The sequence below is a fragment of the Geminisphaera colitermitum TAV2 genome (assembly GCF_000171235.2).
Lineage (GTDB): Bacteria > Verrucomicrobiota > Verrucomicrobiia > Opitutales > Opitutaceae > Geminisphaera > Geminisphaera colitermitum.
On sequence record NZ_ABEA03000099.1, the window covers coordinates 51841 to 77565 of the forward strand.

At 56.4% G+C, this 25725-nt stretch carries 19 protein-coding genes and 1 pseudogene; 8 read left to right on the top strand and 12 right to left on the bottom strand.

The genetic code is table 11. From position 1 onward, the window contains the following. Positions 1 to 58: 58 nt before the first annotated feature. Positions 59 to 1204, top strand: a complete 1146-nt coding sequence (locus OBACDRAFT_RS11620) for a Gfo/Idh/MocA family protein (RefSeq protein WP_052361783.1) — start codon at positions 59 to 61, stop codon at positions 1202 to 1204. A gap of 1032 nt (positions 1205 to 2236) precedes the next feature. On the opposite strand, the pseudogene melA reads toward OBACDRAFT_RS11620, so the two are convergent. The 3 genes and pseudogenes from melA to OBACDRAFT_RS11630 form a co-directional block, all read right to left on the bottom strand. Further along, positions 2237 to 3514, bottom strand: a pseudogene (gene melA / locus OBACDRAFT_RS31350) (alpha-galactosidase); the annotation flags it as partial. Positions 3515 to 3712: 198 nt separating this feature from the next. Then, a complete protein-coding gene (locus tag OBACDRAFT_RS26530) occupies positions 3713 to 4456 on the bottom strand; it encodes a prepilin-type N-terminal cleavage/methylation domain-containing protein (RefSeq protein ID WP_081721982.1) in 744 nt (247 codons plus the stop codon). A gap of 207 nt (positions 4457 to 4663) precedes the next feature. Further along, entirely contained in the window at positions 4664 to 5905 is a 1242-nt protein-coding gene (locus tag OBACDRAFT_RS11630) for an AraC family transcriptional regulator (RefSeq protein WP_043585794.1), read from the bottom strand. A 170-nt stretch (positions 5906 to 6075) separates the two neighbouring features. On the opposite strand from OBACDRAFT_RS11630, the gene OBACDRAFT_RS11635 reads away from it, so the two are divergent. The 4 genes from OBACDRAFT_RS11635 (at position 6076) to OBACDRAFT_RS11650 (ending at position 13027) form a co-directional block, all read left to right on the top strand. Further along, entirely contained in the window at positions 6076 to 6912 is an 837-nt protein-coding gene (locus OBACDRAFT_RS11635) for a hypothetical protein (RefSeq protein ID WP_043585796.1), read from the top strand. Between the two features lie 115 nt (positions 6913 to 7027). Next, positions 7028 to 8860 carry an autotransporter-associated beta strand repeat-containing protein gene (locus tag OBACDRAFT_RS30700; protein WP_043585797.1) on the top strand — a complete coding sequence of 611 codons (1833 nt, stop codon included), beginning with the start codon at positions 7028 to 7030 and terminating at the stop codon, positions 8858 to 8860. Positions 8861 to 8960: 100 nt separating this feature from the next. Continuing rightward, positions 8961 to 11441: a hypothetical protein gene (locus tag OBACDRAFT_RS11645; RefSeq protein WP_081721983.1), complete on the top strand. Its 2481-nt coding sequence runs from the start codon at positions 8961 to 8963 to the stop codon at positions 11439 to 11441. 185 nt (positions 11442 to 11626) lie between these two features. Beyond that, positions 11627 to 13027 carry a trehalase family glycosidase gene (locus OBACDRAFT_RS11650; protein ID WP_052361785.1) on the top strand — a complete coding sequence of 467 codons (1401 nt, stop codon included), beginning with the start codon at positions 11627 to 11629 and terminating at the stop codon, positions 13025 to 13027. 426 nt (positions 13028 to 13453) lie between these two features. Here OBACDRAFT_RS11650 and OBACDRAFT_RS11655 read toward each other — a convergent pair whose 3' ends face one another. From OBACDRAFT_RS11655 to OBACDRAFT_RS30705, 9 genes are all read right to left on the bottom strand, one after another. Then, the gene (locus OBACDRAFT_RS11655; protein WP_043585802.1) at positions 13454 to 13867 is read right to left on the bottom strand and encodes a helix-turn-helix domain-containing protein; all 414 of its coding nucleotides are present in this window, start codon (positions 13865 to 13867) and stop codon (positions 13454 to 13456) included. Positions 13868 to 14127: 260 nt separating this feature from the next. Continuing rightward, a complete protein-coding gene (locus OBACDRAFT_RS11660) occupies positions 14128 to 15189 on the bottom strand; it encodes a hypothetical protein (protein WP_052361787.1) in 1062 nt (353 codons plus the stop codon). Then, positions 15164 to 15760 carry a hypothetical protein gene (locus OBACDRAFT_RS11665; protein ID WP_157837036.1) on the bottom strand — a complete coding sequence of 199 codons (597 nt, stop codon included), beginning with the start codon at positions 15758 to 15760 and terminating at the stop codon, positions 15164 to 15166. Before OBACDRAFT_RS11665 ends, OBACDRAFT_RS11660 begins: the two co-directional genes overlap by 26 nt. Positions 15761 to 16601: 841 nt before the next feature. Next, the gene (locus OBACDRAFT_RS11670; RefSeq protein WP_232767052.1) at positions 16602 to 17345 is read right to left on the bottom strand and encodes a transposase; all 744 of its coding nucleotides are present in this window, start codon (positions 17343 to 17345) and stop codon (positions 16602 to 16604) included. A gap of 341 nt (positions 17346 to 17686) precedes the next feature. Beyond that, on the bottom strand, positions 17687 to 19015 hold the full coding sequence (locus OBACDRAFT_RS11680) for an IS5-like element ISOpb2 family transposase (RefSeq protein ID WP_043585808.1): 1329 nt from the start codon (positions 19013 to 19015) through the stop codon (positions 17687 to 17689). A 204-nt stretch (positions 19016 to 19219) separates the two neighbouring features. Further along, positions 19220 to 20332, bottom strand: a complete 1113-nt coding sequence (gene hxsC / locus OBACDRAFT_RS26540) for a His-Xaa-Ser system radical SAM maturase HxsC (RefSeq protein ID WP_157837037.1) — start codon at positions 20330 to 20332, stop codon at positions 19220 to 19222. Further along, a complete protein-coding gene (hxsB, locus tag OBACDRAFT_RS11695) occupies positions 20329 to 21783 on the bottom strand; it encodes a His-Xaa-Ser system radical SAM maturase HxsB (RefSeq protein ID WP_043585814.1) in 1455 nt (484 codons plus the stop codon). Before hxsB ends, hxsC begins: the two co-directional genes overlap by 4 nt. A gap of 159 nt (positions 21784 to 21942) precedes the next feature. Then, positions 21943 to 22347, bottom strand: a complete 405-nt coding sequence (hxsD, locus tag OBACDRAFT_RS11700; RefSeq protein ID WP_043585817.1) for a His-Xaa-Ser system protein HxsD — start codon at positions 22345 to 22347, stop codon at positions 21943 to 21945. Then, positions 22344 to 22754 (bottom strand): hypothetical protein, encoded by a 411-nt coding sequence (locus OBACDRAFT_RS30705; RefSeq protein ID WP_198529890.1) that lies wholly within the window; start codon positions 22752 to 22754, stop codon positions 22344 to 22346. The genes hxsD and OBACDRAFT_RS30705 overlap by 4 nt, the downstream gene beginning before the upstream one ends. 710 nt (positions 22755 to 23464) lie before the next feature. Between OBACDRAFT_RS30705 and OBACDRAFT_RS31250 the strand changes: the two genes are divergently transcribed. From OBACDRAFT_RS31250 to OBACDRAFT_RS11715, 3 genes are all read left to right on the top strand, one after another. Further along, complete coding sequence (locus OBACDRAFT_RS31250) at positions 23465 to 23719, top strand: energy transducer TonB (RefSeq protein WP_081721988.1); 255 nt, start codon at positions 23465 to 23467, stop codon at positions 23717 to 23719. Between the two features lie 963 nt (positions 23720 to 24682). Continuing rightward, entirely contained in the window at positions 24683 to 25435 is a 753-nt protein-coding gene (locus tag OBACDRAFT_RS29715) for a hypothetical protein (RefSeq protein WP_232767037.1), read from the top strand. Continuing rightward, positions 25432 to 25701, top strand: a complete 270-nt coding sequence (locus OBACDRAFT_RS11715; RefSeq protein ID WP_043585823.1) for a P-loop NTPase family protein — start codon at positions 25432 to 25434, stop codon at positions 25699 to 25701. The genes OBACDRAFT_RS29715 and OBACDRAFT_RS11715 overlap by 4 nt, the downstream gene beginning before the upstream one ends. Positions 25702 to 25725 lie beyond the last annotated feature (24 nt).

Below are 25725 nucleotides of genomic sequence, written 5' to 3' on the forward strand. Positions count from 1 at the left end.
CTCTCCTCCCCCCCCCCCCCCCACACACACACGCATAACCTCTTCCTCCCGTTTCGCCATGTTGCGTCTCGCCATTATCGGACTCGGAAACATCGGCCAGGCCCACGCCTGCGCCGTCCTCTCCGGCGCAGTGCCGCGCCTGCGTCTCGCCGCCGTGTGCGATGCCGACGCCTCGCGTCGCGCGCTTTTTCCAGACGCCGCCGGCTTCGCCACGCCTGCCGAACTTCTCGCTACAGGAAAATCCATCGCCGATCTCGTGATCGTCGCCACGCCGCATCCGTCGCATGTCGAACTCGGCATCCAAGTGCTGCGTGCCGGCCTTCACCTGCTCATGGAAAAACCGCTCGGCGTCCACGTCGCCGACGCCCGCCGTCTGCTCGATGTGGCGGCGTGTGCTCCCGGACGCTTTGGGGTGATGCTCAACCAGCGCACCGATCCGCTCTATCAACGCGTGCGCCAGCTTGTGCGCGGCGGTGAACTCGGCGCGGTGCATCGTATCGCCTGGACGGTTACAGACTGGTTTCGCACCCAGGCGTATTATCGAACCGCCGCTTGGCGCGGCACTTGGGCGGGCGAGGGCGGCGGACTGCTCCTCAACCAGTGTCCGCACAATCTGGATCTGTTGCAGTGGATTTTCGGAATGCCCGCGAGCGTCCACGCGCACGCCTGCTTCGGGCGCTATCACGACATCGAGGTGGAGGATGACATCAGCGTTTTTATTGCGTATCCGAATAGTGGATCACAACACGGAGCCACTGGCATCTTCACGGCCTCCACAGGCGAGGCTCCTGGCGTCAATCGTCTGGAAGTTTTCGCGGACAACGGCCTCGTCACGGTCGAAAACCGGACTCTGCGCTGGCAAAAAACAAGTGCGCAGGTCTCTGCTTTTTGCCGGGAAACGCCGGAGGTTTTTGGACGGCCAGCGGTCAGCGAAATCATCGAACGCTTTTCTCTGGCAACCGTGGAGCCGCATCACCGGCACGGGGAACATGCGCAGCACATCGCGCTTATGTCTGATTTTGTGACGACGATTCTTGAACCGGGCGCGCCTGGGCTCGCTCCGGGCGCCGACGGCATTGGTTCGCTTGAGCTTGCCAACGCCATGCTCCTCTCCGCGCTGGAGCATCGCCCGGTCTCCCTGCCGCTCGACGCCGCTTGTTACACGGCCCGGATTGAGGGGCTTGTCAAAGGCAACAGCCCTTGAGGAGGGCGGGTCTCCTGACTCGCCGACGGCGCGAAGCGTCGCAATTCCGGATGGCGCGGCTTTGCCGCGTCTGGCGGGTCGGGAGACCCGCCCTCCAAAGGGAGTCTGCGCGGAGCCTTACTCCGGCATGACGAGTGCGTAGTGAGACGAGGCGGAGGAACTGTCGGTCCTGCCGTTCCAGCCCACGCGGCAGGCTCCGTGGGCGTCGCCGAGCGCGCCCGCCGCCACAACCAGATCGAGATAAAACGCGCCGGCCTTTTTGTTCGATGCAGACGCGAGGACTTCGACGTCCGCCGCCGCGAGATCGAAACGGAGCGAGAAATCATAGCCGCCCTTGTCGATGCGCACCTTGAATGAGCCGGTCGCGGGCTTGATCGCGCGGCGTTCGCGGTCGAGAACCGTGATGCCTTTTTCGCGCGGGAGCAGGAAGAATTGCTTCGTGCCGCCGGCACCGTGCTCGGGACGGACAAACAACTCAATGGTTGAGGCCGTCCAGGGACTGTTTTCGGAGATTTTGACCGCGGTGTCGATGACGCGGCCATCGATCGTGAGTGTGGAGCCGGTGAGCCTGAGTTGTCCGGTGAGGAGTTTGTTGTCCATGAAGCGCACTTCGATGGGCGCGCCGTCCTTGGCGGCGGCGTTGCGCACGATGCGGCGTTCCTTGAACACGTAGTCTTTGCTGAATACACGGGCGTCGGGCGTCGAAGGAATCGCACGCACGGCAAATGACTTCGCGGCGGACACGGGCTGCAGTTTGATTTTGCGCGCGACGGTTTTGCCTGCGCCGACTTTGAGCGCGAGACTGGCGGCGGTTTTTAGCGCCACGGGTTCGGAGACGAGCGCGAGCGTGCCGTCGAAGGCGGTGTCGCCGTGGTTGGTGGCGGTGAGTTCAAATTCGATCGCCGAGCCGTCGATGGCCGCGAGGGTTTTGGTGGGCGCGAGCGACACGATGACCTTGTCCCCGGTGCCGGTGCGGGTGCGTCCGGTGTTGCGGATCGCGGGGGTGAATTCGCCGAGCAGGCCGGCTTTCTGGTGCGCCTCGATGAGGTCGTCGCACATGGCCCAGATTTTGTCGAGGGTGAGGGTGGCGGCGGCGTGTGGGTCGGTCATCACGGCGTGGTAGATGTGTTCGCGCTTGCCGGTGAGCGCGGCGGCGACGGTGAGTTCCTGCACGTTGATGTTGGTGCGGCAGATGGCGGCGAGTTGCGGAGGCAGGTCGCCGATGTGCGTGGGTTGCAGGCCCTGCGCATCGACGAGCACGGGGAGTTCCACGCAACTGCGGTGGGGGAGGTTGGTGATGAGGGCGCGGTTGGGGACGTTGCCGTAGATGACGCGCGGGGTGTTGGTCTCCATTGAGTGGATGATGAAGGAGCCGTATTCGTGGGTCTGCGGGTTGACGATGATGTCGCCGTCGTCGCCGATGAGTTCGGCCTCGGCTTTTTTCCAAGTGGCGATGATCGACTCGCAGCGGCGCAGGTATTCGTCGATGGGGATGTCGAATTGTTTGATGATTTCCTGGCCGTGATGGATGAAGTGCGGGTTGTATTCGCTTTGGTGTTCGGAGGATTCGGTGACGAAATAGCCGAGGCGACGCATCATCTCGAAGCGGACTTTGTCCTGGTGGAAGGACGGATTTTCGAGGAGTTGGAAAAGGAGCGGGTAGGCGTCTTGGCCGCGGTATTTGAAATCGAGGAAGAACGCCATGTGGTTGATGCCGGCGACCCGGTAGGTGACGTGCTCGTAGTCGAGTCCGGCGTAGCCGGCGAGTTGCTGGCTGGTGCCTTGCACGCTGTGGCAGAGGCCGACGGTGGGGACGGCGCCGTCGAGGGCGTGATCGACGGCCATGCAGAGCATGGCCATGGGGTTGGTGTAGTTGAGGAAGGTGCAGCCGGGCGCGCCGACTTCCGCGATGTCGCGCGCGATTTCGAGAATCTTGGGGATGGTGCGAAGTCCGCGAAACACGCCGCCAACGCCGAGGGTGTCGCCGATGGTCTGGAGGAGGCCGTATTTGCGTGGTATTTCAAAATCAATGACAGTGCCGGGCTTGTATCCGCCGACCTGGATGGTGCAGATGACATATTTGGCGCCGGCGATGGCCTTGCGTCGGTCGGCGGTGGCTTCGACGCGGGCGCGAACACCGAGTTTGCGAATGATGCGTTCGACCATGACGCGTGCGGTTTCAAGGCGCGCCGGATCGATGTCCATGAGGCTGATCGTGGAGTCGCTGAGTTCGGGGAACTGGAGGATGTCGGAGACGAGGTTTTTGGCGAAGACAACGGAGCCTGCGCCGATGAGCGTGATTTTAGCCATGTGGGTTTGCGTGGTTGAAATGTGATGCACACCCGGTCAATGGAAACCGGGAATCGCATCACAACAGCCAAGTAGCGCCCGCGCAGAGAAGCCGCTTTTCCTGATAGGCGATGTGCAAAAAGTGATGTGCGCTCACCTGCTATGACAGGGTGAATCGGCGGAGAAATTCATCGGGACTCTGCCCATAACACTGGCTCTTTACGGGTTATATCCGGGGACGCTGGGATATTTGCTGATGCTCCATTCGTATCGGGGGAAGCCGTTAGGGGCATTCGGCGCTGAGTAATCTTTGGTTGATCCGTTGTTATTGTTGCTGATCCCGGCAGGGCCGATTCCAACTTTCCCTACATGGCCATCCAGCAACAGCACATTGGCTTTGTTTCCGTGCCAGAATGCAAACGTTACGAATGATCCATTGCTTCCATTGGCAGGGAAACCGCCATCGTTACTCGTCTTTTGCGGACTATCCCACATGAGAACCACCTGACTGTAGGGGTAGTCGTCCGTAACCCTTCGAAATGTGTCATTACCTGGCGCAAGACTAAAATTTCCGTTCCACCCATAGCAGGTGCGGTTTGCCGTTCCGCTGGTATAAGTCGGGTGGACCTTCTCAAGATTTGGACAACGAAGAGCATATCGCTGATTTGCCGGTTTTTTACCGATGTAGGGAGCCAGATAAGTCCAGACGAGATGCTGTTGTTTGTAAAATGCCGGGGGAGCCAGTCCCTTGTTGTCGTTTATGAATAAGTGCACAGCTTGCCCGATCTGTCTCATGTTCGATGTGCATTGCGCGGCGCGCGCCGAGTCTCGCACGCGTCCGACCACTGGCAGCAATATCCCCGCAAGCACACCGATGATGGCGATGACGGTGAGTAATTCGATGAGTGTGAAGGCCGAGCGATGGAGATTTCGTGGAATTGGGAGGATGGGGGATGTTTTCATGGCATTGGAAACAGAGAGGGGGGATGGATAGGAAGAATCGGAAGAAAGATGTGCCATCAAGATACCATTTTACCTGTATGCAGACCAAGCGAACTTGCGCATTTTTACTTAGAATTTGCGCAAAAACTGATTGTTCTCTCCCCGCCTCTCGTTCCCTCCTCCCCTCTTCTTCTTCCGGCTGAGGCTGATTTCGTCGCGTCATCTGTTTCATCGCATTGTAATTTTTTTCCGATACCGCAGAGGCGACTCGCCCAGCTTGGCGCGGAAAAGCTGCGCCATGTATTCGGGCGATGAAAAACCGGCGGCGTCGGCCACCTGCGGAATCGGCAGCGTGGTTTCACGCAGCAAGTCCTTGGCCCGCGCCAAGTGTGCGTCGCGAATGTAGTCCGCCGGGCTTCGTTCCAGCGTTTTGGCAAATTTTTGTTCAAGTGAACGTCGAGAGATACCCGCCTGGCGTGCCACATCGTCCACCTGCAACGGCTCCCCAACCCTCTGGCGGATATAGCTGATCGCCGTGCGCAGAGCCGGGTCGGTGATCGCCAGCACGTCACTCGACTGCCGCGTTTTCACGCCCAGCGGTTGGATCAGGCGGACCGGTGGTGGCGATGCTGCCGGCTGCGATTTGCCCGAAAATGTGGCGGCGTGCTTCTTGCTTTTCGCTGCGGTCATCAATTCGTCGAGCATCTGCGCCGCCTCGTGCCCGATCTGTTCGCCGGGGTGCATGATGCCGGATATCGGGATGTGCGACATCTCCAGAAAAATCTCGTCGTCCGACAGCATCACCAGCGCAACCTCCTCCGGCATGCGCAGGCCCGCGAGATGGCACGCCTGCACGACCTCGCGTCCGATTGCCCACGAAAAAATCCCCACCGGTTTGGGCAGCCCGGCCAGCCAGTCGGCAAGCGCCTTGATGCTCATGTTCCAATCCGCCACGCCCCACGCGCGGTTTTTTACGCCGAGAGAAAAGAAGCTGCCGCCTGCCTGGGTTACGAATTCGCCAAAATTCGCCGAGTGCTGCGCATCCAGCGCATTTCGTTCCAGCCGCAAGTAGGCGAAATTCTGGTAGCCGCGCTCAAAGTAGTAACGCCCGGCCATGCGTGCGCAGGCGGCGATATCGCTCGTGACGGTGGGGAAAGCAATGTCGCGAAATGTGACTTGCGAGAGGTTGACGACCGGAATGTTGAGCGAGGCAAAATGGCGCGCCATGCCGAGATCCTTGATTTCGGCAATCACGCCTTCGCCAACCCAACCAGCAGGCATGCGAATGCTTTCGTTGGATCCGTGTGGCTCTAGGAAAATCTGCCAATTGTGTCCTTTGCGCAGGTAGTTGTTGATGCCATCGAGAATGGAGCGCGCCCACGTCGTGGAGGTTTCAACAAGCAAAGCAACGCGCGCATAATCGAGCGAAGTTTGACCAGAGGGGGGGGGGGGGAGGGGAGCGAGAGGCATGATGTGTGTGTGTGACGGATGCGCTTGGACTCGTTGAACGGACAGAGAGGTGATCTTGCGCAAAATATAAGATTTTATACGCAAAGCCACCTTTATCGACCCCGCCTCTCCTGATAAAGTGAGCACCGTCATCTGCGGAGCGCCCCCCTCGCCCATTCAATCCATCGCCTATGAGAACCCATATTATTTCCAGTCTCCTCACCACTCTGGTCCTGACAATCGCGAGTGCAGTGCCGCTGCATGCGTATTCGGGCAATGAAGGCATGACCCTGCTTTGGAAATGCGATGAATCCGGCGCGACTGGCACGTTCACACAAGTGGTCGATGCCACCGGTCATGGAAATCCGGGTACCGTTAATGGAACGCTCACCAGCGCGGCGAATGGCGTTTCCGGGACGGCCATTTCCGGTTTCAGCAACAACGCAGTCAACACGCTCTCGTGGGAAACCAACATGGAATGGGCACCGCGTTTCACGCTCCAACTCTGGCTGCGCAATCCGGGCAAAGCTGAGGCCAACGTCGTGGCGGTTGGCGGTGCCACGCGAAATTCCAATCGCCCGTGGATGATTTACGTCAGTGCGCCCGATGCGGCGGACAATCGCACCGTGTCGCTCGTCTTTCAGTCATGGATTGCGACCACGCAGGTATTCACCAGCGAACCTATCAAATGGGGGCGCGACACATGGTATCAACTCGCGCTCGCCTGGTCTCCCGCGCGCGTCCTCTACAAGGACAAGGAAGGTAAGGAAAAAACGGAGACAGGCGCCGGTTTCAAAATCTACCTGACTCCTGCCGGTTCTGAAGAAGTGAAATTTCTCTTTGGCGGCACCACGGCTCGCGCACGTTGCGGAGGCAAGGCATCGCAACTCTTCACCATCGGCGGCACGGGACGCGGTTATTACAAAGAGCAGCCCGCTGGCAGCTTTGGCGGGGACATCGACGAGATTGCCCTCTGGCTCGGCAAAACCCTCACCGACGCACAACTCAACGAAGGCTTAAAACTCTAACAAACACTAGCGCCCCCCTCCCGCCTTCTTCCCGCATCCCTCCCCCCCCCTCGGCACACATCGAATTAAGCAAAAACAAACCTGTATCCAAAAAAATCACTACAACCCAAAAATCATGAAAACCTCATTCAAAACGAAAAAAATCCTCGGAGTCATTCTGGCTGCGACAATGAGCCTTGCCCAAACCGCCTTTGCTGCGGATGGCACCTGGACATCCACCGCCGCCACCGCCGACTGGGACAATCTCAACAACTGGTCAGGCGGCACTGCGTTTGCCGATGGCATTGGAGCCACCGCCACGATCAACACCAACATCGCTACCGCTTCCACCATTACCCTCAGCAACGCCCGCACCCTCGGCATCCTGAACATTGGCGACACCAACAACACCCACGCCTTTACGCTCACGGGAGCCGCTCTGACCATGAATAACGGCGGTGCTGGCGCGCAAATCAATCAACGCAGCACCAGCAAAGGCGACACGATCTCCGCCAACATCACCCTTGCCGACGCTCTCACGCTCTCCAACGCCAGTGCCAACACCTTCATCCTTTCGGGTAATCTCACCGGTGCCCACGCCCTCACCATCGACTCCACCGGCTCCGGTGCCATCAGCCTTCGCGGAACGAACACCTTTTCCAGTGTCACCATCAAAAGCGGCAACCTCACACCCACCAAAACCGGCAGCCTCGGCGCGGGCCTCATCACCCTCGGCGACGCCGCCAACACCGGCAAAGCCGTCACTCTGAATTATGTCGCCTACCCCGGCGCTACCGGTTCATTTGCCAACAACATCCATGTTGTCGGCACCGGCACCGCCACCCTCTCCACCAGCAGTTGGAGTCCCACCTTTTCCGGCAGCATCACGCTCGACCGCGACCTCGTTGTCTCCACCAACACCGGTGCGAACATCACGCTTTCCGGCACGATTTCCGGTAACGGCGGCCTCATCATCAACAACGGCACTGGCTCCACCATCAACACCAACACCATCATCCTGTCGGGAGACAACAACTACACCGGCGGCACCATCATCCAACGAGGCAGCCTTCACGCCAGCGGATCGGGCAGCAGCTTTGGCGCCGGCGACATCACGCTCGGCGACGCCAATCTCGCCAACACCTACGCCGTTGCCCTCAACGTCAACGCCACCAAAACGATTACCAACAACATCAACGTTGTCGGCAACGGCAGCGCCGCCGCCACTGCCTCCATCCGCGTCACCAGCAACAACCCCACCCTTACCGGCAACATCACGCTGGCCCGTGACCTCGCCATCCTTGCCAGCAACACCAATGGCAGTGCCATCACCTTCACTGGCGACATCACCGGCACCGGCGACCTCAGCACCACTACCGTCAGCGGCACCAGCTCCGGATCGCGCATCTACCTGAACGGCTCCGTCAACCACACCGGCACCATCACCACCTCCGGCACGGGATTGGGCAACTTCAACGGACGCGGCCTCTACATCAACGGCACCATCGGCTCCAACGTCACTGACATCATCCAGACCGGCGCCGAATCCCGCCTCTTTCTTACCGGGGCCAACAACGCCTTCACCGGCGACGTGAAGATCGATGGCGGCACCCTCACCCTTGGCAGCGGAGCATCAATCACCATCGCAACCTTCCTCACCGACACCACCAACCTGTGGCTCCACACAACCGACAACTCCGGCCTCGTCCTCAGTTTCAAGGACAACACCGTCATTGAAAGCATCGCCGGTCTCTACATTGACGGCACCAAGCAAGCTGACGGACTCTGGGGCGCGATTGGCTCCATTGCCGCTGGTCTGGCCGATTTCGAATCCGCTCTCATCACCGGCACCGGACTCCTCCAAGTTGGCAACAGCATCGTTCCCGAACCCGCCACTCTTGCTCTCTTTGCCGGAGCCTTTGTTCTCGGTGCGACGATTGCCTGCCGCCGCCTTCGCGCTCGCAAGTAAACGGCAACACCAACGCAAAACACCACACGCCCCTGCGAGACATCCCCATCGCTCACAGGTGCTCGCTCACATTCCCATAACAACCCCGCCCTGCATCACCATGCGCCCATCCATCCAAACCGTCCGTAGTTTAATTGGCACTACCGCCCTTGCCATCACTGGCCTCGCACTTCTCACCGCAGCCACAAATGCGATGACACAAACCATCAAGCAACCGGGCATTGTGCTCCAGGCAAAGACATGGAACGACATCCAAGTGCAGGACGAAACCGGCAAGACGCTGCTCACGCTCAGCGGCCTTGAAGTAAAACCCAAACCACGCATCAAAACCACGGCGGGCGCCATCAAGGAAATCACCACCCCGGACGGCCTGCCCGCCATCGAAGTGGATTACACTCTCACTGGATCGGACAACACCCCCAGCGAACTCAAACTCACCGGACTCTTTGCCCCCAAACCCGGTCGTGTGGACGTCACCTACATCCTCTCCAACGTCCCGCCGGACGCCAAGATTAGCGACAGCATGTTTGGTCGCCGCCTTGCAAACGGCGCGGTCGAACTCCCTGCCGGCAAACTCGGACTCTGGAAACGCCACGCGCACGGCGGCCAGCCACAAGAACACCCCGACGGCAAAATCGCCCTCTATCAAATCGGCGATCAAATCCTTGGCCTCGCCTTTGATTCCACCAACCGCGTCAACCTCGGATGGAAAGACGCACGCGCCCACCACATCGGCTTCATCAAATCCCCCGACGCTGCGCATCCTCCCGCCACTCCCGCCACTCCCGCGGTCCCCCCCCCCCCCCCCGCGGTCCCCGCCACTTACACTGCGAATTTTTCTGTGATAATTTCCCCCAGTGACTGGCCAGTTGAATTCGTTTCCGCCCGCTGGCACGGACGCCCCGTTGGTCTGAAACTCGGCACCGACAAACTCTACAACTGGTGGACCTCCACCCCCGGCCAACCCGCTGACAAACAACCCGCGCTCACCCTCAAAAACACGCTTGCGAACACCTCACTCACCTCGCGCACCGTCACCCTAAAACACTGGGTCCGCGACTTCGCCGGCAACTACGTTTCCCGCCAGACACGCGACCTCGAACTCGCCGCCGGACAAACCCTCACCGAAGACATCAAATTCCAACCCTCCCCCGATTCCATCGACCCCACGCGCGACATCTTTTTTGCCGAAGTTTCCATCGCTGACAAAACCACCGGGGAAGAACTCGCCTTTGCCCGCACCAACCTCGCACTCCTCCCACCGCACGAGTTCAAAGGCACCTCTGCCGAAAGCATCTTTGGCATCGCCGCCTACTGGCCCTTTCCCGACGAAACCTCCGTGCAAAGCCTCATGGAACGCATGGGCGTCCGCTGGTATCGCCAAGGCAACACCCACGACTACAAAAACATCACCGCCCTCCGCCACACTCAGATCCCCAAGAAAACTTACGACGAAGACACCGCCGCCGGCGACAAATGGATACGGGAGCAACTGCAACTCTGCGTCGATCACGCCAACCCCGCCTGGGAATTTGGCAACGAAATCAACTACGCCGTCATGAGTATCGGCATGGGCGATACAGTGAAAGACCAGGAACGCGCCAAACGCGTTGCCAAATATCTCGGCTGGGTAAAAGCCATCCGCCGTATCCAAAAAGAAATGGGCGCTCCTGCCGCCGACGTGAAACTCCTCAGCGTGGGACTCGCCGGCATGGACGTTAAATTCGCCGACGCCATTCAGGACGCCGGAGGCTGGAAACTCCTCGACGGACTGGCCGTTCACCCCGGACGCGGCAACTTCACGCCCGATTATCCCGTCTCCGAACCTTGGCAAAACTGGACGCACGGCGCTTACGGCAACTACTGGAACTACTACGGCTCCGTCCGCACCGCCGCCGAACTCGTAAAAAAATACGGCGACACTCCGCAAAAACCCAAGGAACTCTGGCTCACCGAAGTTTACGCCTGCGCCTATCCCAACAGCTTTTGGGAAGACTCCCTGCGCCACGGCACCGAAAACGCCATCCTCTCCTTTGGCCTCGCCATGAGTGCCAACGTGAAAGCCCTCATGTGGTATCAATTATTTGATACAGTCTGGTTCGACAAACTCGGTGTGAACCCAAAAGACCGCGAATATTATTTCGGTCTCATCAACCGCGACCTCAGCCTCAAGCCCGCGCTCCTTGCCTACGCCGCCGCCGCCGAGGAACTCGACCAGGCAAAGTTTGTTCGCTGGCTCAAATTCCCCAAGTCCGCCAACGGCGAAGAAAGCAAAACCCGTGGCCTGCTTTTCGACACTCCGCGCGGCCCCATGACGATCCTCTGGGATCGAACCGACGGCTACGTTCTCAGCGAAAAACAAAAAGACTTCGCCTCACCCGAAGCCTGGACCGATGAATGGCGTAGTCGCGTTTCCACTACACTTCCCCTTGCGCACGGCCAGACGACGCTTACCGCCATCAATTCGATCGGACAGCGCAAACAAGTGCCTGCCGATGCCGCCAACAAAAGCACCGTTACCCTCAAACTCACCGGCGCCCCGGTGATCGTTTACGGACTCGACGTTACAAAGCTCAAATAACACCTGCGCGACATTTCTCGTTTCCCTCCCCCCCCCCCCCCCCGGTAGGGAGGCCTCTCCGACGCCTCCGCTCCGACGCCTCCGCTCCCCGATACATCCGCCCACCACCACGCATCACCCACCAAAGATAAGCGCTATTTTTCACCCTGCATTGCGGAGGCCTCGGAGAGACCTCCCTACCGTTTATGCCAGCAACGTTTACCGAAACAAATTTCCCCGCCGAAACCACCTCACGTGCCGCTGCCGCTGCAAGTATCGCTGCCGCCGTTCGCGATTTCATCCAAGCCAATTGGAACGCGACCCTTCGCTCGCACACGCAAGACGAAGGCACGCTGCTCGGCCTCCCGCATCCCTACACCGTGCCCTGCCGACGCGCGATGTTTCAGGAACTCTATTATTGGGACACTTATTTCACGGCGTTTGGACTCGTTGGCAGCCCCGACACACTCCCCCTTGCGGAGAACAACCTGCGCAATTTCGTTCACGAAATTGAGCGCCACGGATTCATTCCCAACGGCAACCGCAGCTACTACCTGAACCGCTCGCAACCGCCCTACTTTGCGCCCTTCGTGATCTTGCTTCGCAAGCACGGCTCCTTCGAACGTCCCGGCGGACTCGACATATCCACCGTGCTTCGCGCCCTCCGTGCCGAACACGCCTTTTGGACCACCCGACGCGCCACCCCTGCTGGCACACCTGCCGCCGGACTTTCCCGCTACGGGCACCAAGCCGACCCCGACTACGTGATGCAGTTTTTCCGCGAGATCAAAGACCGTGCCGGACTCCCCGGCGGCGACGAAGCGGCCTGCCGCGAACAATCCGGTCACATGCTCGCCGAATGCGAATCCGGCTGGGACTTCACGCCGCGCTTCGACAAACGCTGCGAACACCACTGCCCCGTTGATCTCAACAGCAACCTCTACGTCCTCGAAACCACGCTGGCCGAACTCACCGCTGCATCTGACGATCCCGCTGCGCGCACCGAATCTACCACCTGGCGCATCCGTGCCGATGCGCGCCGCCATCTCGTTCACGCGCTGAATTGGGATGCCGGGCAAGGGATGTTTTTCGATTACGATTTTGTTAACCAACGCCGCAGTTCCGTTCTATCAGCCGCCACCCTGCATCCCCTTTGGGCGGGCCTAGCGACCGAGCAGCAAGCCGCCTCTGTTGTCGCGCGTGCCCTTCCTCAACTCGAACGCACCCACGGTCTGACAGCCTGCGCTCCGTGTGCGCCTGTTGACTCCCTCCCCCCCCCCTCTCTCGCAAGTTCATCCATTCAGCAATCCCCATTCAGCAATCCGCATTCCTACCAATGGGACCACCCAAACCTCTGGCCCTGCCTGCAAACCATCGCCTGGCGCGGCCTGCAACGCTACGGTTACCATGTCGAGGCACGCCGTCTGGCGGAAAAATACGCTGACACCGTTTGTCGTTCATTTTCGGATACGGGAGACCTTTGGGAAAAATACAACGCTGACACCGGTACACATCACGCCAGCAACGACAATAGTTACGAAGCCCCCGCCATGATGGGCTGGACCGCTGGCGTCTTCCTCGACGCACTGGCTGTGTTGGAGAAATAAGCGGCAACCTTTTTTCAGGTTCTTCGCTGTTTTCAGTGGGAAGCGGGGAAGTTGATGTGGCGCGGTGAGAGCTATGCTTCAACTTGCTGTTCCCTGTTTGTTCCCGATTTTGTTCCCTGTTTGTTGCTCATTTTGGCACCAAACGGCGGAAGTCCACGGCAAAACTTTTACCTATGGGGGAGGGGGATTTCTCTCTTTTTCAGAGGGGAAATGGTCGGGGTGGAGAGCATTAAACGGTTACTTATATTTGATTACGCTATTTTTCCCTGAGTAAAATCGTATGTTTTGAATCAAGTATTTAAAATAGTTTCCCCCATGTCCGTTTCCAACGAGGAAGAGGTGGTTGGGTTGGCTTCATTTCAATCAGTTTTGTGAGCGGGTTATTGGAATTTTGGATACCGATTCCCTCTGCTATGCGGAGAAGGCTCAGACTGCCTTAAGCATGGAGACTTGCTGCACCGTCTCAGGTGGCGCCAGTTGATAGCGCACCGCGTTTGTTTTGCCCGATACGGTTACAAGATTGCTGGCGCGGAGACGAACCAGTTTGCGAGTAACTGTCGCGGAGGACATTTCCAGCGCCACCTGAAAATCCTTGGGGGACGCCGTGCCAACCACAGAAAGGTAGCGCAGTATCCGTTTCTCTGACTCGTCGGAGACGAAGTCGGCGGGATCGAATCCACCTGCTATCTTCTGGCCCGGATTACGTGGAAACCGGGCAGGTTTTTCAAACTCCTCCGGGTGGAGGTAGCGATAGCGGATGACAGCGGTGACGAGCAGTTCGCCGACCCGGCGGATGCGCTCGTCTTCGGTGAGGTTTCGGTTTCGTTCAAAGGGACGCATGGGATTGGAATTTTGTTGGTTGGTGATGAGGTTTAGACAGCCATCCGCATGGTCGGCATGGCTTGAATCACTTCCGAGGCGTCCATGCGCACAGTTACGGGTATGCGAGAGCACCGCTGACGCTGATACAGGATTTGGCGAATTGAGTTCGACTAAAATCATCAATGATGACTTAACTACGAAAAGTCAAGATCAAATGAATCACCACTTCACAGCCCCCCCCCCTCGCGGGGATGGCTCTACGCTGGGAAATTCGAGCCTCAGCGAGGCATCGCCGACGAAGCTGACTCTTCGTTTGGGCCAGCCCCAAGATGATCGAGTAGCTGGCGGAAGCGATCGCAATGAGCCATGATGGCCTCGTCGCCACGAGCATCGATGGGCAGGGAAAAAAGCACCGGTAGCGTGGAGTGGCCAAGCGACGTATAGTCGAGGCGGCGACGCCACTCGATGGCCTGCAACTCGGGTGATGAAGCGGAGAGATGCACGTCGTTGAGCAAGGCGTTCAATTGCTCCAGCAATCGAAAGATTTCGGACCAAGGCACCCAAGCGGGAAAGGTCGGTCCTTGCGACATCGGCCAAGTGGCAAGGAAGCGCCATTCATCAGCGAGGAGTGAAAAATGCTTTTCCCTGCCCTTGCGCAGGGACCGGACATGGCCGGAGCGTTCCAGTTCGTTGAGGGTGATCTGAACGGACCGGCGGAAGTACCCGATCTGACGCGCGATTTCGGCGGGGTGGCCGGCCTCGTGCGCTAGCAACCATGCCATGACCTCGGCGCGCGATTGCCGGCCAAACAAAGCGCGAAGCTTGAGCAGTAAGTTGCCGGGGTGATCCATGCGTGGCGCGACGGACAGGCCGCGATAGCGCACCGGACCGCGCAGCCAGCCTCCCGCAAGAAAGTCCTGATCCGCGGTTCCGAAGTGTCCATCCTCGGGAAAGAGCGGCGCAGGGGAGCCAGAAACCTCGACGGACGATTTTTCCATGGCCTTCCATTTTTTGTGCGCGGGCAAGCGGGCCAAACGTGTCGCGATTACGGACAGGATTGAGGCGTCACCGAGCACGTGGTCTTTGTGCAGGCGGGCGAGGCGCTGAAGATTGATCCAATCGGCCTGGTCCTGAAGCCAGTCGAGCATCTCGTCGAAAAGACGGGCATCCATCCGGCCGAGCGTCGTTGACGCGAGGAGCAACGCCTCGGGATCCAAGATGGCTTTGCCGGATGCCTGGGCGGCATGGCCGGAAACGCCCAGCGTGATCCACTGACGCCAGAGAAGGTCGAGGATGGCAGAGCGAGCCTCGTTTTTAAAGTTGAGCAGCAAGGTCGGCATGGCCCAAGTGGCGGAGGAGATCGGAAAGCACGAAGAGAAAACCCTCCGACGGATCCTGCAGGCAGGTCCAACGAGCGGCGGCAAGCAATTCGTCAGCGGTTGGATTCAGGTCGCGCAAGTCCGCGACATGGCGTCCTGGTCCTTGATCGGCAGCGGCATAGAGTTTGAAATGAATCTGGTCGTAGCGGCCGACAAACCCGATGGTGAGAACCGGACCATAGGAGCGGTTTGTAAGGCGATCCTCGATTCCGGTTGGGAAACCTAACAGGAAGAAAGAATCGTCGGCGGGTCCGGTGTTAAACCAATCGGCAGGCAGATTGAGTTCGGAACGGACAGCGTCAGCCGCCGTGATTATTTCCGGTGGCAAGGGCTTTGCTTGCACTAGACGCCGTGCTTCGAGCCTGGCAAGCACGTCCACGTCTCGTGTCGCCGTGTGACTGATCAACCCAAGGGCGAGCAGGGACGAGCCGCCACAAACCACAAAGTGGCAGGACGGATGGCCACGACTGGCCAAAACCTCGCCAAGCAGGCTCAGTGCCCGTTCCAAAGTATCTTTGCCAAAACGATTCATTTATGACACTTGAACTACTCGATATGGGTAGTTCAAGTAGTATTTCATACTGCAGATCTATTCGTTTTCCACATGTCTTGGTGCGATTTGGTAGTTATCTAGTGCCACCGCGGAAGCGCAGTTCCTTTTGGAGAAAATCAGAATCTTGCGTTGGATTCCCCATGGCACCACCTGCCCCCACGCGATAATATTCAGGTATGGAATCATTGTTGATCAGCTTTCGGTGTATAACGGACGACAAGCCGCCAACGGGAATCTCGCTTCACTAGTTCAATGGAAAGGTCCGGATCGGCCAACGCTTTTCTTAGGGGATCAAGTTCGCTCCAGCGGAACGTGGGATCGTTGGACAGACTCGCTTGGTGACAAAGCTCGAAAGAAGCTAGCGCATGTCGTTAGGATTATCCTAGATTCCACAGTTGAGTATGGGAGAAGAGGGAGAAGGAGAGAAGAGGAGGTCCAATGCGGCGCAGTTGAACGCAGCCAGAGGATAACGCGTTGGTAGCTGTGTTTTAGTTGTTGCCACCATGAGCCTTGCGCGGAGATGAGCAGGGATGTTTTTCTGCTGGATTTGACGAGTTTGGCACCGATGATCATGAACCAGCGACGGGAACCGGAGGCTTCGATGTGCCTGCCGGGTTCAAGCAAGCGGGAAAACAAGCACCATAGGTTGTAAACGAGCAGGAGCAATTGCGCGGCCGGCGCAGTCACTCGGCTTTTTTTGCACAAAAGCCGTTGAAGCCCCATTGATTTTTGAGTTCGTCGAAGACGTTTTCGGCGTCGCCCCTGTCCCGATACAGGGCTTGGATTTGCCAGCCGTTGCATTGGGAGGGCCGCAGATTGGTTACGTAAGCGGCCGTTCGTATTTGTGTTCTGTCCAGAAGCGTGCCTGCGCATTGGCCGGCATGGGGCCTTGCAATTTGCGGGCGAAGACCCCCCGTCGCTCGCAGGTCCACGAGGGCAGGCGCACCCGCGCCTCGGCGACCTGCCAGACCCCCTGTTTGCCGGGTCCGTGCCAGTCGTCTTCGCGCACTGAGGCCATGGCTCGTTTCACGTTCGCGGTCAGCTTCAGTTTGAACAGGTAAGCAGGCCGTCCCGGGGCCTGCTCGTGCCAAGCCATCACTGGGTCTTGTCCCAAACCGATGTCGCCACGGTTCAGCCACACCTGGCGACCGTATGTGTTCGCCAGCGCTTCCTGCGCAGCCTTGCTCCATTGTGTCGAGGTCACCGTATTCCCGCTGCGAAACCGGTAAGCCGCGCATAAGCGTGTTCCGGTCGCCACCGCCACCAGCGGATGGAAGCTGCACCTGCCGGGCTTGGTCGGATTATAGCCCACTTGCGCTCCCTCTTGGTGGCCATACTTGGTCTGCACCGTCGAATCCCAATCCAGAATGAGCCGTTCGGGCAGCGCCTTCCACAATCGTTCCTCCGCCGCTCTTACCCAGCCCGCTGATTGCTCCCGATCTATCGATGCAAAAAAACGCCGGATCGTGTCGTCACTGACCACCGCCTTCATCCCGAATAACTCGCACAGACTCGGGTCTTCCCTCAAGCGCTGCACATGCACAAAACGCCTCCCGTCGGTCACCGCCGTCAAAAAAAAACTCTACAACACGTCATGCACCGATGCCGCGTTCGGACTTGTCCTCTTCACCGGACAAGTCTCCACCAGCTTCTCCATTATCCCTATGTGACGGCAAAACGCCGCCCACGGCACCAGTCCCCCATACGGCGTGAGTGCCTCCTCACTCACCCTCAACGACACCTTCCCTCCAGGAGTTTCGAACTCCAACTCGTCTTCACCCAATAGGTGAAATTCTGATCCTATGACTTTTCTCATTTATCTCTCATCATACCAAAAACTTCAACCTCCAGACAAATCTACCAACTGCGGAATCTAGGATTAGTCGGTGCTGAGGAAGGGCGGTATTAAGCGAGTTTGAAGCATGGCGAGGTGCGCAAGGCGGGAAAAAGCGCGAGCAGAAGGCGGGAAAAAAAGGCCAAAAGGAAAGCCAGGAGCTTTCCGAAGTTCATCGCGGCGGCGCTGAGGATGGCATTGACCTTGTCTCCGATCAATCCGCGTAACTTGTTGCGCTCCATACGATGTTCATTCTTGAGATGTCCGATTGTCGGCTCAATGGCGGCACGGCGTTTCATCCAGCGCCAGACTCGTTTGGGGATTTTCCCTCGCCTGCGTTTGTCCACGATCACCTCCACCGGCCCCTCATAATTGTGCCCTCGATAACCCATGTCCACGTGCGCCGTTTTCGGCCCCTGTTTTTCAATATAGAGCCGTTTTACCTGCTCCATTTGCGCTTCAAGCGTGTGCCCATCATACGGATTGTCTGGCATACATAACGCTCCCAACAGCCAGCCTCCCTTGCTCGTCGATGCCACACTTACCTTCTGTCCAAATTCATATTTCTTTCCCGATTTCCCTTTCGATATGCATTTCACCTTTGGCTCATGCACACTATACACTTTGTTTTTGTCTGCTGTCTTTTGTTTGTAAATTTGCTTGCTCGTCTCCAGCAACCCTTGCAATGCCGCCACAGGCTTTTGTCTCTCTATCTCTCGTATCACACGGCCCAGATTCGTCCTCAGTTTCCTCACACATGCCTTCGTTCTCTTCATCTTTCGGCTATGCATATAGCGCCCGGCCATCATCAATAATCCCCTCCCTACCCGTTCATAACTCTGCTTCACTTTCAGCCCGGCTTTCCGCGCTTCCTTCACCAGCCTCTCCCTCGCCCGATCATACGATCTCGCATCGGTCGGATAACGTATCTCCTTGGTTTGCACCGTCGTGTCAACGTTGATATGCACCACCTGCACCGGCTTTAACCCCTTCATCCTCACCGCGCTCTCTATCGTCTGCTTGAGCATCTGTTCGGCTCCACTCTCCCCCAATCTCTTCCTCCACCTCGTCATGCTCGACGAGTCTATCGGCTTCTCATGCTCAAAATACTGCATCCCCGATAAATATTGCCAATATGGATTCTCCACCCAATGCTCCAGCACCTCTTCGTCGCTCAGATCATATTGATACTTCAAATAATGTAACGATACCATCAACCTCGTCCCCAACCCGGGCTGCCCCAACCTCTCATGATACGTCGGCCCCAAATGCTTGTCAAACTCGGCCCAGTTTATATTCCCGGCCAGCTTCACCATCGGATGGTTCATGTTCACCAACATTATTAACTCCATCTTGAACATTTCCCTCTGTTTCTCGTGCTTGTTTTCCTTTGGCTTCATCTTTTTCCCAGATTTTCTTTATAAATTGCCCTTTTCTGGGAAAATTTCACTCCAGTCTCAAGCGTTAACTTGCTCCTTGATAGGAAATTAAATGGTTCTTCAGCACCGACTAGGATTATTAAATACAGTGCCACTATGCCAGCGATAGACACGCTTCCAACTGATAGTGAAATCGTCATCGAATCCTGCTGCGCTAGGGATACACTAGCAAGAAAGAGGGCGAATGTGTTGAGAATAACGAAGGGAAGCCGAAGCGAAAAAACCTCCACAGTCGGCTTTGGCCTGGCATGATTCGCATGCAGGCATATAGATATTTTTCCAGTCCGAGATTGACTTTCGGGCGAAAGGATGAAGTGAAGGAGGCAGCAGGCAAAGCTGATGATTATAGATAAACACCCGTATGCCAGCATCGAAGAGAATGTTAATTGCATCCTCCAATTCGACTTGATACTCAACCGGATCGATCCAGAGTCTGTCCAGATTTGTTCGGGCATATCCCATCAGCTCAAGGCCCATGAAGACTACTTGATCAACAAAGGGAAGATTGCGGGCAACGAATTGAGCATATTGCGCGAGGCGTGCGTGTGTTTCTCGATGTATTACCATCCGAAGCTCTATGCGGATACCTGTCCTGGCAAGATTGAGTATCCCGAACAGGGTCTGTTCAAATGCCCCTTTTGCCTGAACGACGAAGTCGTGAACACTGGCAGTATCCGCATATAGAGGGATACCGATCATGAAATCGGGATGCTTGATGTCGGCAAGACTGCGGGCATATCGTAAATACGAAAATAGCCTGCCATTGGAAAGCATATGCAGTGAGGTTTTTGGGAGATGCTGCTTCACGGACCGGATCACCTCCATGAGTTTCTCATGCAAAAGTGTCGGTTCTCCTCCGGTAATACCAAGTTCCGGGGTATCCTTGGACATCCATGGGATCATTTCAAGAATGTCATCTATCAGGTAAGCATCGTCTATATCGCGGGGTGGCTGCGAGCACATCAGACATCGGCTGTTGCAACGCTCCGTGAAAAACAAAAAATTATGTTGGCTCCGTTTTCGATACAAAATTCTGGTTTCACGAGAGATCGGATTGAAGCGTACGATATCACCCTCTTCAAGAAACGCACTTTCGGTAGAAAGAATAATTTCGTCACCTGCAGGTATCTGTTGATCGCTTCCAATACACAGATGCATTTTCATCTCACTATGACCTAGATTGCGGATAACAAACAGGCTGTCATTAACCCGTTGTTCAAGAAGGCCGACAAAGGGTTCTCCGCCAAATCCAAACAACGCACGATCAGCAAGTTTCATTGTGCCCATCCTCTCAATATACGCGCAGCTGCGGGATCATCCTCAAGCAGTTTAACAAGGTGACGCATAATTCCCATGTTTCGTTGACAAAACGCGCTTGTTGGTTTGTGGCCCACCATATCTCCCTGTGTTGTGTGATGACGAACAGGATCACTCCCGCACCACAGCTGGAAGGCACAATCGACACATCCCGGCATCCCCTCCGTCATGGTGCGATAAGCAATATCCAAGATAGGACTCTTTGTGAAAAGGTCATCCCAACTATTCTCGTAAACAGTACCAAGTCGGAAGGTCGTATCTCCCATTTCGGCAAGCATACGTCCTTCATCGGATGCATAGACTCCACCGTCGTAATTGTAAACGAGAGCTGCAAGGCCAGTCCCGGTAGGAGACTGCAAGTCAACATATCCGGTTGGATATGAGGTCAGCATACGCCGCAATAGCAGTGATGCATAGACCTCGCGAACAGGCACACCCTCACCGTTAAGATGAAGAATATAGGCGAGGCCCCGGCGATAAAAATCAAGAAATCGTTCTGCCTCGTAGCCAATCCGGGCCGCCGAGCGAATGGCGAAGCCATATGGGCTGATATGCCTCAAGAATATCTCCCGGAAGCCTTGTTGAACGTATTCATCAATGATGGCTTCAGGCTGTTCCAAGCTGGCGGCTGAACTGGTCATCAATGCTGATACTGAATCCGGTCCAAGTCGTTCACGGCACCGTTTTATACCGGTAATCGTTCGTTCATAAGCGTCCTTTCCTAGTCGTAGTCGATTGCTGTTATGCAGGGAGGCAGGCCCATCCAGAGATGTAGAAATGAACACTTGGTGGTCTGCAAAATAATCTAGCATCTCATCGGACAAGAAGGAGAGATTGGTTGCGACGACAAAGGCAATTTCACGGTCAATTGCTTTTTCCTCCACACGCGCAATTATGTGCTTTATTAATGGAAAATTCAGCAAGGATTCACCTCCCTGAAACTCGATCTTCAGAGCCGGTGAGGGGCCTTGGAGCATGATATCAACCGCCCTGTCTGCAACTTCTTCAGACATATCAAATGCATTGCGATCTTCCGAAACTCGGGAAACTTGGCAATATGCGCATGAATGATCACAGCGTAGTGTGACAACGAACATATGCAACGCCGTCAGATCAGGTAGCCGAGAGTATCGGGTACGAAGCTGCGCGGCAAGCAGCTCCATATGTGTGTCAGCCGCCCCTCGACTGATCAGATGTCGTGCCTCCAGATCCCGAAGAACCGGGGCATCAGGAGACAGGCGTTTCTCGATCAATGCAACCAGTGTCTCATTCGGGACGACAATATGCTCGCCAGCTGCGTTGGTTATTACCTGTCGTTGCTCATCCAGCTTCATGAAGCGAAAAGGAAGCAGCGAGTAGGAAGGCGATTGCTCGTAATAGGCCGGTAACTGAAATCCGCGCAAGGCTTTCATATATCCTGCTGCTCGTCCATTTGGATTGCGGCCTCAAGCGATAGGCGAAGTGCCGCCACCATGGAGGCGGCAACACGATCATTATCGAAAGCTGCTACAGGTAGGCTGGCCTCTTTGAGGCCGGCAGATTCCAGAGCTGCCGGCAAATAAAATGGGGGATCAAAACGTAGGTATTTTGAGTCGGTCGGGGATAGAGACATAGGCGGGATCCTCCTGTGGGCTAGAGTCTTCCAAATCGGGACGAATAAATGCAACGCGTGAGAGTGCATGAGCCATCAATAAATCCCGAGTTTTGGCAGTTTCATCTGCTACGATTTTCCTTAACCGTTGATCAATAAGGTTATTAAAAAATTCCCTAATACAGACATCGGTATCATCCTCCGGCCTTTTGGTTCGTAGCCGAATCTCCAGCCTGTGCTGATCCACCGTTTGGAGATGCAGGAAGCATTTTCCGGTCAAGGCATAGGCCGCAGCGAGAACAGTCTCCATGCCATAAACAGTGAGGTCGATGCAAGCCAGTCGATCACGACCTTCAATTGTAATAGGGTCATCTGGAGATGTCATAGCGGGATAATTCTAGCTGATTTCTCCCCGCTACTTTTCGTTTCGACAGGAGGGTCATCGGGGAATGCAAGTATTTTCTGGGCTCCACCCAGTTGCTCGATGATGTCTGTGTTCAGCACAGGCAGAGGAGACTCTCCAGTTGCGATTTTGACCACTGCATGTTGAGGCTTGATTTCTAGCAGACGGATCTTGGTACCAGCGTTGAATTGGACGACGCCAATAACATTGCTTCCATCCAGAATATTAAACCGGCTGACTTTTGTCAGTCTGACCTCTTCGGGCCACCGGCTTCGTATTTTTGGGAGTTTTTTCAGAACTTGGGAGAGGACGGGATCAGTTGTTTCTGTGGAAGGGCCCGGATTCTCCAATTCCACAGTCGGTACCGAGGGGGATGTGCTCGGTGCCACGGGAGTAGGACTCGCCGGAGCCGGGGGCGGCGGAGGGTTCGGACGCGGTGTAACTGGATAAGTCGGTGTAGAAGGAGTACTATAGCCTCCTCCCCCGGAACCGGAGTAGTGCGACGAGTGGGAACTATGGGACGAGTGCGAGCGATGCGATGAGTGGGAACGATGGGCCGCCAGTTGCGGGTTACCTGCCCGGGCAGTACCAAAGACAAGTTTCCCTGTTTGCTGCTCCTCTGTTCTGGAGAATGTTGGCTTGTCCTGGATTCCGACTACAGGTTCTTCTTGGGAAATAAAAGATTTCCCATCAGTCGCTGACATTGTTGCCATAAGCGGAAACAGTCGCCGAAGGAGGCGGGCTACGACTCGATTCATGAGATTTACTTAACATTCCTGCGATATTCGTCAATCTTGGTTCAAGGCCAATTTTGAGGAAATGAAATGGTTATTGCAGGGATATGTCCTTGTTGGTTTTCGTAACTTATAATCAACTTGACTCTCTTTCAGTCAAAAGTTCCCGCCTCTTGATCTAGAAGCATAATAACTTCTGTTCTACCTGAAACTTAGGTAAAAACTATGCGAAAGAGGCCAATGATCAGCTGGAGAAAGGGCCGGGGGCCGATATCGAGGGGCCATCCCAAGACACTTCTTTGCCTTCCAATGATAATCTAGGGGCAGTCGGTCCCTCGCTCTCGACTCAGGCACCCCGACTGGTGATGGCAGTGCCAGCCGACTACCCGCCTGCTGCAATCAGGGACGGAAGGGAGGCGGATGTGCTCATTTCCTGCACGGTATCGGTCGAGGGTAATGTGAAAGATGCTGTCGTAGAACGATCGTCAGACAGCCGTTTCGACAGCTATGCGCTGGATGCCGCCCGAAAATGGTATTTTCGCCCTGCCCTGTTTCAGGGCAGACCGGTCGAATTCCCTGTGAAAATTCCGATGCGGTTCAGGCGGACGAGAGAGGACTGACCATATTGGCGTACCGCATCCCGTTCAGTTTCTGGCCGGGTTCCCGGGCTGCCCCGGCAATATTCGGCGCAAAACGTCCGGGGACGGCAGTTCGTAGCGTATTGCCCGCGTCTTGCCTGAAGCAGTTACGAGATTCGCAGCGCGAAGGCGTGCCAGCTTCCGGGTCACCGAAATGCGAGAGATTCCGAGCGCCACTTGGAAATCACGCGGAGCCGCCGCACCGATCCGGGAGAGATAGTTCAGTATCCGTTTTTCGGACTCATCGGAAACGAGATGACCCGAATCGAAGGGCGCAGAGGTTTCGGGCCTTCCGGAACCGCCCCAAGCGTGGGCGATCCGGAAACTCTTCCGGATGCAGGCGACGGTAACGCATGACGGCGATGGCGAGCAGTTCGCCGATACGCTGGATGCGTAAGGTTCTGGTTTCGATCGAATGGATTTACGGGAACCGGGTCGGATGATATTGCGGAATTTCGGGCGGCTGTCGGGACACGACTTTCCAAAAGGCTTCGGATCGTCGGGCACCGATGCGGTTGTTGCCACCGTCCAAGCGGACAGTGGAAACCTCTTTCACTGGCTGTCGGACTGCGATCTGGGTAAAGCGTCCCGGATCGTCTATCTAGCATTGACATGGCGAGCCAAGCAGCTCGTCGGGCAATGCGGTATCTCCGATCGGTTGTCCTGTTTCGGTTTGCCCCGGCACTACAAGCGTTACGTGGAAAGCTCCACGGCACCGATGACATCAATACAGGATCAGGCGAGTCGGATCGTGCAGTCGATCAAAACTTGCATCACTGCTAAGTCAATAAAAAATTGATACGTGTGGTTGTTTTTCGAATACAATTTTGATGCGTATGGCGTCATGGAACTTCCCGTTGAGCCAGGAATCCTGGATATTTTATATCGGGAGAAAAAGGCACCTTTACGGCAGCGAAATCTGTTTCTCGCCTGAAACAACCGGTAATGGGAAATTCATCACATCCGGAACTGAAAGCCTTCCTGAAAAGAATAACCTTGTTGACTCACGAAATGAAGAAATGGCCGAACGAAACAGAAATTCAGCTATCAAAACCCGTCGAAAACAGAGAAACTCCCCATCCGAAATTCGAAAAGATAGCTGGAAAAAATTCTCTCCGGACAAAGGCATCCGCCATGAGGTTTAAAACTATTGTGACAAGGACACGCCACCCCTGGCTTTGGCCAGGAGGACGACCACTTGCCGACCGACAGGCGGATGGCTTTCTGCCGACAGGCAACAGCCTGTTTTTACCGCAAAATTCCGGCCCGGTTTTTCCGGATAATCCATTGCTTTATCCATTTTATCTTAACTACGATTTTGAGAGATGCCATGCAAAAAGAATGAACTCCGATCTGTCCAGATGGGTGCTGGACTTTGCCAACCGGCTTGAAATCCAGCCGGTTCACCCCAGCCGCCTGCTTCCCCTTCGCGAGGCAATCCTGGCCTTCCGCGCGAAGAACTACAGTTACGAACGCATCGTCGGTTTTTTGAAGCCGCAGGGCATTATCATCTCCGGCTCATCCGTCGGTGCCTTTTGCCGCAAACACTGTCCCGCTTCCGAAGCCACCTGCGCAAAAAAATGCCGACAGCGAAAACCATTCGCCTGCCGCACCGGAACCACCGCCTGCCACCGGCAAGGCTCCGTCGCGCCCGTCCTCATCGAGCAGCCAGCGCGGCCCGAAAATCGCCCGCGATGACTTCTAACCCGACACTGTCCGCCGGTCCGGAGTCGTGGCCGTCGAAACGCCTGATCCTCTGCCCGCAGGACAAGGGCGGCATCGGCAAGAGTTTTATTATGACGCTGCTCTACGACTACTTGATCGACCACGAGGTGACGGTTCGTGCTTTCGACCTGGATCATGCCAACTCGACCCTGCGCCGGTTCGTGGAAATACCTTGTATTAATAATTATTTAGTCGCCTTTCCCGGATGCCAACCATGGCTCTGCACGGAGGGGAATTAACTAGGATGGGCCGCCGCCATTGAT

What these genes read in the sequence shown, in the direction of transcription:
- OBACDRAFT_RS30700 (WP_043585797.1), top strand. Translation starts at nt 7,028, where the DNA reads ATGAAAACCTCATTCAAAACGAAAAAAATCCTCGGAGTCATTCTGGCT.
- hxsB (WP_043585814.1), bottom strand. Translation starts at nt 21,783, where the DNA reads ATGAAAGCCTTGCGCGGATTTCAGTTACCGGCCTATTACGAGCAATCG.
- OBACDRAFT_RS11660 (WP_052361787.1), bottom strand. Translation starts at nt 15,189, where the DNA reads ATGCCGACCTTGCTGCTCAACTTTAAAAACGAGGCTCGCTCTGCCATC.
- OBACDRAFT_RS11630 (WP_043585794.1), bottom strand. Translation starts at nt 5,905, where the DNA reads ATGCCTCTCGCTCCCCTCCCCCCCCCCCCCTCTGGTCAAACTTCGCTC.
- OBACDRAFT_RS11715 (WP_043585823.1), top strand. Translation starts at nt 25,432, where the DNA reads ATGACTTCTAACCCGACACTGTCCGCCGGTCCGGAGTCGTGGCCGTCG.
- OBACDRAFT_RS11635 (WP_043585796.1), top strand. Translation starts at nt 6,076, where the DNA reads ATGAGAACCCATATTATTTCCAGTCTCCTCACCACTCTGGTCCTGACA.
- OBACDRAFT_RS11645 (WP_081721983.1), top strand. Translation starts at nt 8,961, where the DNA reads ATGCGCCCATCCATCCAAACCGTCCGTAGTTTAATTGGCACTACCGCC.
- hxsC (WP_157837037.1), bottom strand. Translation starts at nt 20,332, where the DNA reads ATGAAACTTGCTGATCGTGCGTTGTTTGGATTTGGCGGAGAACCCTTT.
- OBACDRAFT_RS29715 (WP_232767037.1), top strand. Translation starts at nt 24,683, where the DNA reads ATGGGAAATTCATCACATCCGGAACTGAAAGCCTTCCTGAAAAGAATA.
- OBACDRAFT_RS11665 (WP_157837036.1), bottom strand. Translation starts at nt 15,760, where the DNA reads ATGAATCGTTTTGGCAAAGATACTTTGGAACGGGCACTGAGCCTGCTT.
- OBACDRAFT_RS26530 (WP_081721982.1), bottom strand. Translation starts at nt 4,456, where the DNA reads ATGAAAACATCCCCCATCCTCCCAATTCCACGAAATCTCCATCGCTCG.
- OBACDRAFT_RS11655 (WP_043585802.1), bottom strand. Translation starts at nt 13,867, where the DNA reads ATGCGTCCCTTTGAACGAAACCGAAACCTCACCGAAGACGAGCGCATC.
- OBACDRAFT_RS31250 (WP_081721988.1), top strand. Translation starts at nt 23,465, where the DNA reads ATGGCAGTGCCAGCCGACTACCCGCCTGCTGCAATCAGGGACGGAAGG.
- OBACDRAFT_RS11650 (WP_052361785.1), top strand. Translation starts at nt 11,627, where the DNA reads ATGCCAGCAACGTTTACCGAAACAAATTTCCCCGCCGAAACCACCTCA.
- hxsD (WP_043585817.1), bottom strand. Translation starts at nt 22,347, where the DNA reads ATGACATCTCCAGATGACCCTATTACAATTGAAGGTCGTGATCGACTG.
- OBACDRAFT_RS11680 (WP_043585808.1), bottom strand. Translation starts at nt 19,015, where the DNA reads ATGAAGCCAAAGGAAAACAAGCACGAGAAACAGAGGGAAATGTTCAAG.
- OBACDRAFT_RS11620 (WP_052361783.1), top strand. Translation starts at nt 59, where the DNA reads ATGTTGCGTCTCGCCATTATCGGACTCGGAAACATCGGCCAGGCCCAC.